At 69.5% G+C, this 13,851-nt stretch carries 13 protein-coding genes; 5 read left to right on the top strand and 8 right to left on the bottom strand.

Annotated elements, in window-relative coordinates:
• Window position 1: 1 nt before the first annotated feature.
• Window positions 2–2,047, top strand: a complete 2,046-nt coding sequence (locus J2848_RS21035; RefSeq protein WP_149233178.1) for an NAD(+) synthase — start codon at window positions 2–4, stop codon at window positions 2,045–2,047.
• Window positions 2,048–2,121: 74 nt separating this feature from the next.
• Here J2848_RS21035 and J2848_RS21030 read toward each other — a convergent pair whose 3' ends face one another.
• The 5 genes from J2848_RS21030 to lptF form a co-directional block, all read right to left on the bottom strand.
• Complete coding sequence (locus J2848_RS21030) at window positions 2,122–2,529, bottom strand: type II toxin-antitoxin system VapC family toxin (RefSeq protein ID WP_149233177.1); 408 nt, start codon at window positions 2,527–2,529, stop codon at window positions 2,122–2,124.
• A gap of 6 nt (window positions 2,530–2,535) precedes the next feature.
• Window positions 2,536–2,772 (bottom strand): AbrB/MazE/SpoVT family DNA-binding domain-containing protein, encoded by a 237-nt coding sequence (locus J2848_RS21025; protein WP_149233176.1) that lies wholly within the window; start codon window positions 2,770–2,772, stop codon window positions 2,536–2,538.
• Between the two features lie 310 nt (window positions 2,773–3,082).
• On the bottom strand, window positions 3,083–3,628 hold the full coding sequence (locus tag J2848_RS35965) for a flagellar biosynthesis regulator FlaF (protein ID WP_149233175.1): 546 nt from the start codon (window positions 3,626–3,628) through the stop codon (window positions 3,083–3,085).
• Between the two features lie 87 nt (window positions 3,629–3,715).
• Window positions 3,716–4,726 (bottom strand): glycosyltransferase family 9 protein, encoded by a 1,011-nt coding sequence (locus tag J2848_RS21015; RefSeq protein WP_149233174.1) that lies wholly within the window; start codon window positions 4,724–4,726, stop codon window positions 3,716–3,718.
• The gene (gene lptF / locus J2848_RS21010) at window positions 4,723–5,874 is read right to left on the bottom strand and encodes an LPS export ABC transporter permease LptF (RefSeq protein WP_149233173.1); all 1,152 of its coding nucleotides are present in this window, start codon (window positions 5,872–5,874) and stop codon (window positions 4,723–4,725) included. The genes J2848_RS21015 and lptF overlap by 4 nt, the downstream gene beginning before the upstream one ends.
• A gap of 177 nt (window positions 5,875–6,051) precedes the next feature.
• Here lptF and J2848_RS21005 point away from each other — a divergent pair, with 177 nt between their 5' ends.
• The gene (locus J2848_RS21005; protein ID WP_246194043.1) at window positions 6,052–8,217 is read left to right on the top strand and encodes an O-linked N-acetylglucosamine transferase, SPINDLY family protein; all 2,166 of its coding nucleotides are present in this window, start codon (window positions 6,052–6,054) and stop codon (window positions 8,215–8,217) included.
• An 82-nt stretch (window positions 8,218–8,299) separates the two neighbouring features.
• On the top strand, window positions 8,300–9,661 hold the full coding sequence (locus J2848_RS21000) for a PQQ-dependent sugar dehydrogenase (protein ID WP_376992957.1): 1,362 nt from the start codon (window positions 8,300–8,302) through the stop codon (window positions 9,659–9,661).
• Window positions 9,662–9,715: 54 nt separating this feature from the next.
• On the opposite strand, the gene J2848_RS20995 is transcribed toward J2848_RS21000, so the two are convergent.
• Window positions 9,716–10,318, bottom strand: coding sequence for a TetR/AcrR family transcriptional regulator (locus J2848_RS20995; RefSeq protein WP_149233171.1), 603 nt, complete (start codon window positions 10,316–10,318; stop codon window positions 9,716–9,718).
• A gap of 102 nt (window positions 10,319–10,420) precedes the next feature.
• Between J2848_RS20995 and J2848_RS20990 the strand changes: the two genes are divergently transcribed.
• Window positions 10,421–10,906, top strand: a complete 486-nt coding sequence (locus tag J2848_RS20990; protein WP_149233170.1) for a hypothetical protein — start codon at window positions 10,421–10,423, stop codon at window positions 10,904–10,906.
• A gap of 95 nt (window positions 10,907–11,001) precedes the next feature.
• Window positions 11,002–12,114 (top strand): cysteine desulfurase family protein, encoded by a 1,113-nt coding sequence (locus J2848_RS20985; RefSeq protein WP_149233169.1) that lies wholly within the window; start codon window positions 11,002–11,004, stop codon window positions 12,112–12,114.
• 4 nt (window positions 12,115–12,118) lie between these two features.
• Here the strand turns inward: J2848_RS20985 and J2848_RS20980 are convergent, their stop codons facing one another.
• Both J2848_RS20980 and J2848_RS20975 read right to left on the bottom strand, forming a co-directional pair.
• Window positions 12,119–12,847 (bottom strand): porin, encoded by a 729-nt coding sequence (locus tag J2848_RS20980; RefSeq protein ID WP_149233323.1) that lies wholly within the window; start codon window positions 12,845–12,847, stop codon window positions 12,119–12,121.
• Between the two features lie 236 nt (window positions 12,848–13,083).
• A complete protein-coding gene (locus tag J2848_RS20975; protein ID WP_149233168.1) occupies window positions 13,084–13,851 on the bottom strand; it encodes a LamB/YcsF family protein in 768 nt (255 codons plus the stop codon).

The following is a 13,851-nucleotide window of genomic DNA, read 5'->3' as shown; positions in this document are numbered from 1 at the left end:
CATGAGCTTCACCTCGATCTATCGCCACGGCTTCGCGCGGGTGGCCGCCTGCACCACGCGCAGCACTCCGGCCGATCCGGCGGCCAATGCCGCTGCGGTGCTGGAGGCGGCGCGGGCCTGCCACGACAAGTCGGTGGCGGTGGCGCTGTTCCCCGAGCTGGCGCTGTCCGGCTACGCCATCGACGACCTGCTGATGCAGGACCCGCTGATCGATGCGGTGGAACAGGCGATCCTCGATCTGGTCCAGGCCTCGGCCGGGCTGATGCCGTTGCTGCTGGTCGGCGCGCCGCTGCTCCATGACGGGCGGCTCTACAACACGGCGGTGGCGATCCACCGGGGTGAGCTGCTGGGCGTGGTGCCGAAGCAGCATCTGCCGAACTACCGCGAATTCTACGAGCGGCGCCAGTTCGCGTCTGGCACCGGCACCGAAGGCGGGACCATCCGCATTGGCGACCTGACCGCCCCCTTCGGCCCCGACCTGCTGTTCTCCGCCGAAGACCAGCCCGGTCTGGTCGTGCATGCCGAGATCTGCGAGGATCTGTGGGTTCCGGCCCCGCCCAGCACCATGGCGGCGCTCGCCGGCGCCACCATTCTCGCCAACCTGTCGGCCAGCAACATCACCATCGGCAAGTCCGACACCCGCCGCCTGCTGGCGAAATCGCAGTCGGCGCGCTGCCTTGCCGCCTATCTCTATTCGTCGGCCGGGACGGGGGAGTCGACCACCGACCTCGCCTGGGACGGCCAGACCTCGATCTTCGAGAATGGCGAGAAGCTGGCGGAGACCGACCGCTTCCCCGACGGCGCCCAGATGGCGGTGGCCGACGTCGACCTCGACCTGCTGCGCCAGGAACGGCTGCGCCAGGGCACCTTCGACGACAACCGCCGCCTGTTCGGCGAGGCGACGGGTGGATTCCGCACCGTCGCCTTCCGCCTCGACGCGCCGGAGGAGGATGTCGGGCTGCTGCGCGTGGTGCCGCGCCTGCCCTTCGTCCCGGCCGCCGCCGAACGGCTGGAGCAGGACTGCTACGAGGCTTACAATATCCAGGTGGCCGGGCTGGTGCAGCGGCTGCGAGCCACCGGGATCAGAACGGTGGTGATCGGCGTGTCGGGCGGGCTGGACAGCACCCATGCCCTGATCGTCGCCGCCCGCGCCATGGACCGGCTCGGCCTGCCGCGCTCGGGCATCCTCGGCTACACCATGCCCGGCTTCGGCACCAGCGAGGGCACCAAGTCCAACGCCTGGCGGCTGATGACGGCACTGGGAGTGACAGCCAAGGAACTCGACATCCGGCCGGCCGCCAACCAGATGCTTCGGGATATGGACCACCCCTACGCCCATGGCGAGGCGGTCTATGACATCACCTTCGAGAATGTGCAGGCCGGCCTGCGCACCGACTACCTGTTCCGGCTCGCCAACCACCACAACGGCATCGTTCTCGGCACCGGCGACCTGTCGGAACTGGCGCTGGGCTGGTGCACCTATGGCGTCGGCGACCAGATGTCCCATTACAACGTCAATGCCGGCGTGCCGAAGACGCTGATCCAGCACCTGATCCGCTGGGTCGGCCGCACCGGCCAGTTCCAGCAGGAGGTGTCGGAGACGCTGGACGCCATCCTGAAGACGGAGATCTCGCCGGAACTGGTCCCCGCCGGCTCCGACAAGGCGCTGCAAAGCTCCGAATCCGTGGTCGGGCCGTATGACTTGCAGGATTTCAACCTGTTCTACGTTCTGCGCTACGGCTTCCGCCCGTCGAAGATCGCCTTCCTGGCCCGCCATGCCTGGGCCGACGTTGCCAAAGGCGACTGGCCGGAGGGCTATCCGCTGGAGAAGCGCCGCGCCTACAGCCCGGCCGAGATCCGCGACTGGCTGCGCGTCTTCCTGCGCCGCTTCTTCGGCTTCAGCCAGTTCAAGCGCTCCGCCATGCCGAACGGCCCGAAGGTGACCGCCGGCGGCTCGCTGTCGCCCCGCGGCGACTGGCGGGCACCGTCGGACGGCAACGCCCGCATCTGGCTGGAGGAACTGGAGCGCGAAGTGCCAACGGAGTGAGGAGGGTCGAGGGACGGGGCGGCCAGCGGTGAACTCAGCTCTCAGGCTGGTTTTTCGATCGAACCCTATCGACTCTACTGCGCTTCCGGCGCCACCAGGGCAACTGACGGGAAATATGAACGGTAGCGTTTGGCATCGCGGGTCAGCAGCGGCAGTCCGAGTACGGCGGCATGGGCACCGATGAAGAAATCCGGAAGCACACCCGAACGGGCGCCGCCCGCGGTCCGATAGCGGCGAAACGCCTTGCCGGCCAGGAACAGGGCTTCGCGCGGGATCTCGTCCATGACGACCCCGGCGTCGTCGAGCAGGTCGTCAAGATCTTCGATCCGTTTGAAGCCCACGGACAATTCGGCATAGACGACGTCGTTGATGATCAGCGGTCCCTTGACTGCGGCACCGTCCAATTGCCGGATGGACCAATCCGCCCATACCGGATCGTTCGTGACGAGATCGAGAAGTACGTTGGTATCGACCAGGGTCATTGGCGCTCAGTCCTCGCCACGCGTCAACGCCATGATCTGATCCGTGCTCAGGCCCGCGGTGGCGCGGCCCCGCAGCCGCTCGAACCGGCTCCTTGTCGGCACCGTTCGGTCCGCCCGTCTCAGAACGACGCGCCCGTCCTCAGCGATTTCGAATTCCACGGCACTGCCTGGACCGAGCCCCAATCGGTCGCGGATCGGCTTCGGAATGGTGACTTGTCCCTTGGTGGTGAGCGTCGTGGCCATGACCGCCTCCGGTAATACCTGCGCAATTCCAAGTATTACTTAATCCGGCCAGCGGTGCCTTGCAAGGGACTGCAAAGCAGGCCCCAAAGGCCCATTCGCCCGGGTCACACCGCCAAGCTTCCGAACGCCGCATCGTCCCCGCTCGCCGAGCAGCGCCCCCACCCGTTCCAGCCAGTCGCCGTCCAGCCCGACCGGCAAGGCCCCGGCGCCCGGATGCCGGAAAATCCGCAAAGTCCAGCCGAACGTCGGAATCAAAAAGGCCGGCGCCCCATCGGAGCGCCGGCCTTTTCCTTGTCGATCCCGATACCGATCAGATCGAAATGCGCAGGGACTCGCGGTTGACCGGGGCGGCGTCCGGGCTGGTCATCGGGCGCGGCGGCACGGCCGGGCGCATCCCGGCCGGCGGCTGGCCCGGCGCCGGGGCAGCCGCCTGGGGAGCCTGCGGAGCGGCCGTCTGCGGCGTGCCCGGATGCGGCTGGGTCGCCTGCTGGGCGGCGATGAACTCGCCCTGGGCGGTCAGGCCGCTGGCGACGTTGCGGTTGATGTTGACCAGCGTGTCGATCTTGTCGAAATCCAGGTCGATCAGACGGTTGGTCGTCTCGCGGTCGACCAGCAGCGACAGGGCCGCAATGTTCGTCCGGACCTCCGGCGGATGGCCGCAATCCTCTTCGGTGATCGCCGCCTGGAAGATCGTCCACAGGCGCTGGTTCAGTTGAAGAGCCTCGCGGAAGGCCTTTTCGTCCTTGGCATGGGCGGCCGCGATCATACGACGCGCCGCTTCCGCCAGGGCCCAAGCCTCGACGTCGCGCGGATTGTCCGAGGTCGGCTTGTTGGCATAGGTGGGAGTCGGCTTCATTCCAAACCCTCGGGGGAAAACCCATCCGTCGGGGCACACCTGCCCCTTTGCTTCGTCCCGGAAGTGTCGGTTATCCGACCGGCTTTGTCAACGCGACGGGGGTAGTTCGGCAGTTGCGGAAGACCCTGACGCAAACTGGTCACAAGTCCTATGCGCTTCGGATAGGAGATCCATGGCCACCTCCGCCACCTGGCCCTCGTCGATGCCGTCCATCAGACCGCGGTCATTGGGATCGGCGGCGACGCGGGCCAGCAGGTCCGGCTGGGGAACGCGGCTGGTCACCACCCGCCCGCGCGGCCCCCAGGGGCCGTAGATGGCGGGATAGCCGGGGCCGAACAACCCCACCGTCGGCACGCCCGCCGCCGCCGCGATGTGCATCAGCCCGCTGTCGTTGCCGACATAGAGCGCCGCCCGCTCCAGGCAGGCGGCGGCGGCCATCGGGTCGGTGCGACCGGTCAGGTCGATGGCGCGCGGCCCCAGCGCGTCCAGCACCGGCCGCGCCCGCTCCCGCTCCGGCCCGGCGGCCAGCACCGCCACCCGGGCGCCGGCCAGCGGTCCGCCCTCCCCGGTCAGGCGCAGGGCGAGCCGGGCGAAACGCTCCGCCGGCCATTCCTTGCCCAGCCAGTTGGCCGTCGGCCCGATGGCGAGGAACGGCCCGGTCCCGGCGGGGATCAGGGCGTCGGCCTGCCGTTTCGCCTCCCGGTCGATCCACAGGCGCGGGGCCGGCGGCGGCGACAGGCCCAGCACCGCGGCATTCTCCTCCACCTTGTGCATCGGGCGGGCGGCCTTGGCGTGGAAGGCGCGGCGCCGGGCCGGCACCAGCCGCCCGACCGCCGAATTGCGCAGATCGACCACCAGATCCCAGCGCGTCCCGACGCAGTCCAGCCACAGCCGCAGCCAGTGCCGGGCGTAGGAGCGCTTCGCCAGCGGGATCAGCCGCTCCAGCCCCGGCACGGCGCGGAACAACGGCGCCGGCAGCGGCCCGCAGGCGATGGTCAGCCGCGCACCGGGATAGGCCTCCGTCAGGTGGCCGAGCAGTCCGGTCGACAGCACCGCGTCGCCCAGCCGGTTGGAGGTGATGAAGAGGATGCGGCTCATGACACCGACCCGGCAGGGCCGGCACCGGGGCCAACATCGGGCGCGCCCTGCCGCCGTCCCGGCCGCAGGCTCAGGCCGCGCGACATCACCCACAGCGCCGGCAGCAGCGCCAGCAGCGGCATGGCGTACATCAGCGGCACGAAGACGGTGGCCTTGCCGGCAAGGCTGGTCAGCCCCAGCGCGCCCGCCTGCAGCCCCATCACCAGCAGCACGGCGATGGTGACGCGGGAGGACTGGCCTCGCCGGTTGAACTCGCCCGACAGCAGGGCCGACAGCGCCACCAGCGCATAGGTCAGGGCCAGCAGCGGCGAGGAGAAACGGTGGTGCAGTTCCGCGATCAGGCCGCGGCGCATGCGGTCGTCCTGGGCCGGGACGTTGCCGTCCATCAGCTCCGCCGTCGTGCGTTCGCGGGCGTCGGGCCAGCGCTCCGCCGCCTGGGGCGCCACCGCCTTCAGGTCCACCGCATAGCGCTCGAAGAACAGCTGCGACAGCCGGTTGGTCTTGCGGTCCAGCTCCTGCCGGTTGCCGTCATAGACGACGAAGCGCGTGCCGTCCGGCCCGGTCTGCATCACCGCGCGGTCGCCCATGATCGTCACCGGCTTGTCCGGCTGGCGGCCGTCATGGATCAGCACCTTGTGCAGGTTGCCGTCGGCGTCGCGGTCGCGCAGGAAGACGCTGAAGCGGTCGCCGACCTCGTTGAACACGCCTTCGCGCAGGAACAGCTGCGAATAGTCGCTGCGCACGGTGTATTCCATCCGCACCAGCTCGCGGTGGGCGGCCGGGGTGATCCAGATGTTCAGGGTGAAGACGACGGCCATCACCCCCGCCGCCATCACCAGAGCCGGCGTCGACAGCGAGAAGGGACCGACGCCGGCCGCGCGCATCACCACCAGCTCGCTGTCGGTCGCCATCTTGTTGTAGGTGAACAGGATGGCCCCGACCAGCGCCAGCGGCAGCACGATGCCGAGGAAGGTCGGCACGGTCAGCAGCAGCAGCCACAGGAACATGCCCATCGGCGCGCCGGCGCTGACCACGATCTCGATCAGGCGCAGCGACTGGCTGAGCCAGATCGTCAGCGTCAGGCCGGCCGTCGAATAGAGCGTGGCGATCAGCAGGTTGCGGAACAGGTACCGTTGCAGTCGGTTCATGGGCTTCGGTTCGTAGGCTTCTGTTCGCGGGCGGCGGCCGAGGGCTGTATACGGCCGGCAAGCTGACCGCCCCGGCCCGCCGGGTCAAGTCTTGAAAACTGCCGGCCTCCACAGGGGGGACATATCGAGCCGGGAAAGCGCTGGCGCCCGCCTCCGCCAACCGGTATGACGGTCGTCATGGCGACGATCCAGGAAGCGATGGCTGCCGCGGTGGCGCATCATCAGGCCGGCCGGCTCGGCGAGGCGGCGGCGCTCTACCACGCCGTGCTCGATGCCCTGCCCGGCCATGCCGACGCCGCCCATCTGCTGGGCGTGGTCCATCTGCAATCCGGCCAGCCGGACCGCGCCGTCACCCTGATCCGCGGCGCCATCCAGCACAACCACCGGGTCGCCGACTATCACGACAATCTCGGCACCGCGCTGAAAGCGCTAGGGAAGCTGGAGGATGCCGTCGCCGCCCACCGGCAGGCGGTGCGGCTGCGGCCGGATTTCGCCCAGGCGCTCTACAATCTCGGCAACGCGCTGGAGGCGCTCGGCCGGCTGGAAGAGGCGGCGACCGCCTTCCGGCAGGCGGCGGCGCGCCGCCCCGGCTATGCCCGCGCCCGCTTCAACCTGGGCAATGTGCTGAGTGCACTGGGACGCCGGGTGGAGGCGGACGATGCCTACCGCGCCGCCCTGGCCGACGATCCGACCTTCGTCGAGGCGCATGCCAACCGCGGCGCCCTGCTGCTGGCCCTGGACCGCCCGCGGGAGGCTGCGGCGGATCTGGCCCGCGCGCTGGCCTTGCGCCCCGACCACGCCCCCGCCCTGTCCAACCTCGCCGCCGCCCGGCTGGCGCTGGGCGACCGCGACGGCGCGGAGCTTGCGGCCCGCCATGCCGTGGCCTCGCGGCCGGATCTCGCCGACTGCCTGCTGCGGCTGGGCGAGGTGCGCCAGCGCGCCGACCGGCTCGGCGCCGCCGCCGACGCCTACGGGGCGGCGCTGGCCTGGAACCCGGCGCTGGCGGAGGCGCACGCCAACCTCGCCCTGGTGCGGCAGGGCCAGGGGCTGCTCGACGCGGCGGAGACCGGGAACCGGCGGGCGCTGGCGCTCGATCCGACGCTGGCCGACGTGCGCTCCAACCTCGCCTATCTGCTGCTGTTCCGGCCGGGGGTGACGGCGGCGGCAGTGCTGGAGGCGCATCGCGACTGGGACCGCGTCCATGGCGCACCGCACCGCGGGCGCTGGGTCAAGCCGGGAAAGGCCGGCGCGCGGAAGGGACCGCTGACCGTCGCCATCCTGTCCGGCGATTTCCGCCGTCATCCCGCCGGCCTGTTCGCCGTCCGCACGGTGGAGGCGCTGCCCGGCCGGGACATCCGCCTGCTGCTCTACGCCAACCAGACCGAATCCGACGACGTGACCGACCGCTTCCGCAAGGCGGCGGCGCAGTGGATCCCGGTCGCCGGCCTGACGGACGCGGAGGTGGCCTCCCGGATCCGCCACGACCGGCCGGACATCCTGATCGACCTCGCCGGGCACAACGCCCGCGGCCGGCCCGGCGTCTTCGCGCGCAAGCCGGCACCGGTGCAGGTGGCATGGTCCGGCTATATGGCGACCACCGGGCTTGCCGCCATGGATGCGCTGGTCGCCGACCGCCACCATGTGCCGGACGGAATGGAACGCTTTTATTGCGAACGGGTTCTGCGCATGCCCGACGCCTTCATCGCCTACGACCCGCCGGGCGGCGAGGACGAGTTACCGCTGACGCCGCCGCCCTCGCTGTCGGGCAAGCCGGTCACCTTCGGCAGTTTCAACATCCTGACCAAGCTGAATGACGGTCTGCTGGCGGCCTGGGCGGCGATCCTGGAGCGGGTACCGGACTCGCGCCTGCTGATGAAGACCAAGGCGCTGTCCTGCCCCGATACCGCCGCCCTGTGGCGCGGCCGGCTGGCCGCCGCCGGCATCGATCCGGATCGGGTGACGATGGTCGGTGCGACCAGCAGCCTGGACCACATGCGCTGGTGCGCCTCGGTCGACGTGGCGCTCGATCCCTTCCCCTTCTCCGGCAGCACGACGACGCTGGAAACGCTGTGGATGGGGGTGCCGGTCGTCACCCTGCCGGGCGAGACCTTCTCCAGCCGCCATTCTCTGGCCTTCCTGACCGTGGCGAGGGTGGAGGGCTGCATCGCCGCCGACCCGGCCGATTATGTCGATCGCGCCGTCGCCTGGACCGCCGACCCGCAGCGGCTGGCGGATCTGCGCCGGACCCTGCGGACCCGCATGGCCGCCGGGCCGCTGTGCGATGGCGAGAGGCTGGCCGCAGCCCTGACGTCCGAACTGCGGACGCTGATGCCCGCCCGCTGAATCCCGCAACGGAACCAACCCGAATGCGCCGGCGTTGAGCGTGGGTACTCCCTCCACGCCTACAGACGCGGGATTTCGGCGCATGAACAGCACCACACGGCTCGCCCTCATGCTTTCGGCGACGGTCGCCGTCCTGTCGCTCGCCGGCTGCGGCGATCAGGCGTCACTGCCGGTGTCGGCCGGCACCGGCCCCAACCCGACCCTGCCGGCGCCGAAATCCTCGCTGATCCCGACGGTCAACATCGCCGACGCCATCGGCTGGCCGCAGGGCGCGCAGCCCACCGCCGCCCAGGGCCTGAGCGTCACCGCCTTCGCCACCGGCCTGGACCATCCGCGCTGGATGCTGGCGCTGCCGAACGGCGACATCCTGGTGGCGGAGACCAACGCCCCGCCGAAGCCGGAAGACGGCAAGGGCATCAAGGGCTGGGTCATGGGGCTGGTGATGGGCAAGGCCGGCGCCAAGACGCCGAGCGCCAACCGCATCACCCTGCTGCGCGACAGCGACGGCGACGGCAAGGCCGATGTCCGCGAACCGTTTCTCGAGGGGCTGAACTCCCCCTTCGGCATGGCGCTGGTCGGCAACGACCTCTACATCGCCAACAGCGACGCGGTGGTGAAGGTGCCCTACCAGCAGGGCGACACCCGGATCACCGCCAAGCCGGTGAAGGTCGTCGACCTGCCGGGCGGGCCGATCAACCACCATTGGACCAAGAACATCATCGCCAGCCGCGACGGCGCCAAGCTCTATACCACCGTCGGCTCCAACAGCAATGTCGGCGAGAACGGGATGGAGGCGGAGCAGGGCCGCGCCGCCATCTGGGAAATCGACCTGAAGACCGGCGCCCACCGCATCTTCGCGTCGGGCCTGCGCAATCCGAACGGCATGGATTGGGAACCCACCACCGGCGCCCTTTGGACCGCCGTCAACGAGCGTGACGAGATCGGCAGCGACCTCGTCCCCGACTACATGACCTCGGTGAAGGACGGCGGCTTCTATGGCTGGCCCTACAGCTATTACGGCCAGCATGTCGACCAGCGGGTGGAGCCGCAGCGCCCCGACCTCGTCGCCAAGGCGATTCCGCCCGACTATGCGCTGGGCCCGCACACCGCGTCGCTCGGTCTGGCCTTCGCACGCCAGGGAGACCTGCCGCAGAGCTTGCAGGAGGGCGCCTTCATCGGCCAGCACGGCTCGTGGAACCGCGAGCCGGCCAGCGGCTACAAGGTGATCTTCGTGCCCTTCCGCAACGGCAAGCCGGCGGGCGAACCGATCGACGTGCTGACCGGCTTCCTCGACAAGGACGGCAAGGCCCAGGGCCGCCCGGTCGGCGTGATCCTGGACAGCAAGGGCGCCCTGCTGGTCGCCGACGATGTCGGCAACGCCATCTGGCGCGTCAGCGGCGGCACCGCCCAGTCGGCCGAGCGGCCGGACCAGCCGGCGCAGTGACGGTCCGGCGGCAGGGGGAGCCCCCCGCCCCTGCCAAGACGGGAAGCCGGTGCTTCACTGGTCGAGAGGCTTGCCTTTCCGCGTGCGAAGATCGTTGAGCAGCGTCCTGATCGCCCAGGCGGTCGCGCGCGCGATCTGTTCGCCGTTCAAATCCCAGTGGTCGCGCATCTCAAGCCAGGGCGTGGTGTGCAGCACCTGAAGCATCGCCGTGGCCAAGGTGCGGTCGGGCTCGGGCAAATCCTTCACCGCGTCGGCCGTGGCCGCCCGGTAGCTCTCCTGCCGCTCAAGCTTCTGCGATTTGCGCATGGCGCGTCCCTGCGGGGTCGACCGCACCAGGGTCACGATCGGCGCGATACGATCGAACCCCTCATAGATCGCGGCCGTGTCGAGCAGGTCCTTCTCGCTCGACGGGAAGGTCACGCGATTGCCGGCGAGTTCGCGCACCCGGGTGCTGGCGCCCGAGAACAGGGCCTCGCGATCCGCGAAATGCCGGTAGACCGTGCGGCGGCTGATGCCGGTCACTTCCGCAACGACGTCATGGCTGATGTCCGTGCGCCCATCCGCCATCATCTGAATGACGGCATCGGCAATCTTCGTCCGCGCATCGTTTTTCTTCTGTTCCCGAAGGGTGGAGGCGGGCTGGAGATCTGCGGTCATGGGAAGGCCCTCTAAAAATGGCACAAGCTGTGCCAAAATTATATTGACACAATCCGTGCCACTTTGTAGATCAAGCCATCGCAGAAAAAAAGGGGGGCATCCATGCTGTTCCACGTTTCAATCGCCGCTCACGACCCGCAGCATGTCGCCGGGGTCATCGCAGAGCTCTGGGGTGGCGAGGCTCTGTTCTTCCCGCCTGTCTCGGACAACGGGTGGATCGTGCTTGCCGGCGACGACCGCCGCACCGCGCTGGAGGTCTATCCGATCGATACCGTGCTGCGCGAAGCCACGGGAGATGCGGACGCGTACGGAGAGGCGACGGGGCAGGTGAATTTCACCGCCACCCATGCGGCGATCGGCACGTCGCTTTCGCAGGAGGCCGTGCTGGAGATCGCGGCGCGGGAGGGTTGGCCGGCCAAGTACCGCAATCGCGGCGGCATGTTCGGCGTCGTCGAGATCTGGATCGAAGGGCGCCAGATGATGGAAGTCATGACGCCCGAGATGCAGAACGAGTACAGGGCATCGATGACGGCCGACAACTGGCGCGCGATGCTCAACGCCTTCGCGGCCCCGGCGTCTCCTGCCTGAAACAGCACCCGCATTTCGATTGCGACCGCTCGGAATGACGGAGAGGGCGCAGCTCCCCCTCCCCTTCCACCATCAATGGCGCGATACTGCGCAGCATGATCTACCTCGACCATCTGGCCTCGACGCCGCTCGACCCGCTGGTGCTGGAGGCGATGCTGCCCTGGATGCGGCCGGAAGCCGTCGGCAACCCGCATGCCGCCCATCCGGCCGGCTGGCGCGCCGCCGACGCCATCGAAGAGGCGCGGGGCGAAGTCGCCACCCTGGTCGGCGCGCAGCCGGGCGAGGTCGTCTTCACCTCCGGCGCCACCGAGGCGAACGCGCTGGCCCTGCTGGGCGGCGTGCCGGCGGGCGGCGGCTGTGTCGTCTCGGCGGTGGAGCATGCCAGCATCCTGGGCTACCTGCCGGAGTTGCGGCGGCGCGGCCATCCGGTGGTCATTCTGCCGGCGGACGGCACCGGCCGCGTCGATCCCGCCGCACTGGACAGCGCCCTGGCCGACCTGCCGAAGCCGTCCCTGGTGTCGGTGATGGCCGCCAACAACGAGGTCGGAACGGTGCAGCCGTTGGCCGAACTGGCCGCGGTCGCCGCCCGTCATGGCGCGACGATGCACAGCGACGCCGTGCAGGCCCTGGGCACACGGGTCCTCGACATGGCGGCGCTCGGCCTGCATGGGCTCAGCCTGTCGGGCCACAAGCTGTATGGGCCGATGGGCATCGGCGCCCTGATCGTCCGGCCGCCCTTCCGGCCGGTGCCGGCCTCGGCCGGCGGCGGGCAGCAGCGGGGATTGCGGCCGGGAACGCTGCCGACGCCGCTCTGCGTCGGGCTTGGCGCCGCCTGCCGGCTGGCGCGCGAGCGGCGGGAGGAGGATGCCCGGCGCAGTGCCGCGCTGCGTGACCGGTTGTGGCAGCGCTTGCAGGAGCGGCTGCCCGGCATCCGCCGCAATGGCGCAGCGGACGGGCTGGCCGGCTGCCTGAACGTCACCATTCCCGGGATCGACGCCGCCGACCTCCTGCTGGATCTGCCGGAGCTTGCCGTCGCCACCGGATCCGCCTGCCACAGCGGTGCGGGGGAGCCGTCGCATGTTCTGCTGGCACTCGGGCTGTCGGCGGCGGACGCCCATGCCAGCCTGCGCTTCGGTCTGGGCCGTGGCACCACGGCGGCGGAGGTGGACGAGGCGGCCGACCGGCTGGCGTCAGTGCTGACAGCCTGATTGCTCAGAACACCAGCCGGGCACCGACCTTCACCACCGTGCCCATGGACTCCGCACCGGTGTCGACGTTGGTGTCGGCCACCACCTGCCAGCGCGGCGTGATGTGATAGGCCAGATCGGCAAGGTAATGGTCGCTGGCCGCGCCATTCTCCGGCAGCGTCCGCCTTGCCCGGAAGGACAGGGTCATGTCGCCGCGGCCATAGGCCAGCGCCGCGTTCAGGCTGCGGACCGACAGGCCATCGGCCTCCTGCTGTTGGCGCAGGTCGCCGTCGAGCGTCACGCTCTGCCACGCGAACTGGGTTCCGACGATCCAGGACTGGCGCGGCAGGCGGCGGCTGTCGCTGCGGACCCGCGCCCGGCTGGTGCCGGCGGAAAAGCGGGTGCTGATGCCGCCCATCAGGATGGTCTTGCGCACCGCCGCCTCCACCAGATGCATCGCCTCGCGCGGGTCGGGCATGTCCCCCGCCCCGCGCGGCATCGGCGTGTAGCTGGCGCCCAGTTCGAAGCCGCGCAGCGGCGGGGTGTAGTAGGTCAGCTTCGCCGTCCGGCTGCCGGCGCCGGTGGAGGCCGGCAAGGCCGCCGCTCCCACCAGACGGTTGCGGGCGCTGTCGGCCTGCCCGATCTCCAGCTCACCCCACGAGACATCGACAGCCAAGAAATGCCTCTGATCCGCAAAACTACCCTTTTGGTATAGGATATCAGCAGACGCAGAGCTTGCCCATAAAATCGCCATTGCCGCCAGAACAGGCATGGAAATTCGGTGTTTCATTGGGCAAACCCTGTGCTGTTTGGCCGGGATCGACTATCCGTTTTGTCGAGACGGCCCCTGTGTATCCTTTCCGGTTTGAGAGATGTTCGTCTAAAATTCTGACAAAACTGTGACCCGCCTTTTGCATGTTGCGATGCAGAAATACGGGCTTATTCTCGTAATGAGAGAGTGTCAGGACGAAGGCAAAGATCTGCCTGGGATCAATCGTGTCCCACCGCCCGAACCGCCACTCCTGCCGCCTCCAGCGCACGCCTCACCGTAGCCGCCATGGCGACTGCCGTCGGCGTATCGCCATGCACGCAGATGGTGTCCGCCACGATCGGCAGCCGCGTGCCGTGGCGGCTTTCCACCGCCCCGTCCAGCACCATCCGCACCACCCGTGCCGCCGCCAGATCCGGGTCGTGGATCACCGATCCCGCCACCGACCGCGGCGTCAGGGTGCCGTCATCCTCATAGGTGCGGTCGGCGAAGGCCTCGCGCGCCACGCGCAGGCCGACATCCTGCCCGGCGCGCTCCATGGCGCTCAGCGGCGGAACGACGAACAGCAGAGCGGGGTCGACCGCCTTGACGGCGCGGGCGATGGCGCCGGCCAGATCCGGCTCCACCGCCGCCATGTTGTAGAGGGCGCCGTGCGGCTTCACATGGGTCACCCGCTGCCCCGACAGCGCCGCACAGGCCTGGAGCGCCCCGACCTGATAGGCGACCAGCCGTTCGACCTCCGTGGCGCTGATGCCGCGGATCACCCGGCGGCCGAAGCCGGAGCGGTCCTCGAATCCCGGATGGGCGCCGATGCGCACGCCCCTCTCCCCCGCCAGCCGGGCGGTGTCGGCCATGATGGTGGGGTCGCCGGCATGGAAGCCGCAGGCGATGTTGGCGGAGGTGACGATGTCCAGCATCGCCCGGTCGTCGCCCATGGTCCAGGCGCCGTACCCCTCGCCCATGTCGCAGTTCAGATCGATGCTTGGCAT

Origin of the sequence: Azospirillum lipoferum, assembly GCF_024170005.1 — a bacterium.
GTDB lineage: Bacteria > Pseudomonadota > Alphaproteobacteria > Azospirillales > Azospirillaceae > Azospirillum > Azospirillum lipoferum.
This window is presented reverse-complemented; position numbering and strand designations above follow the sequence as displayed.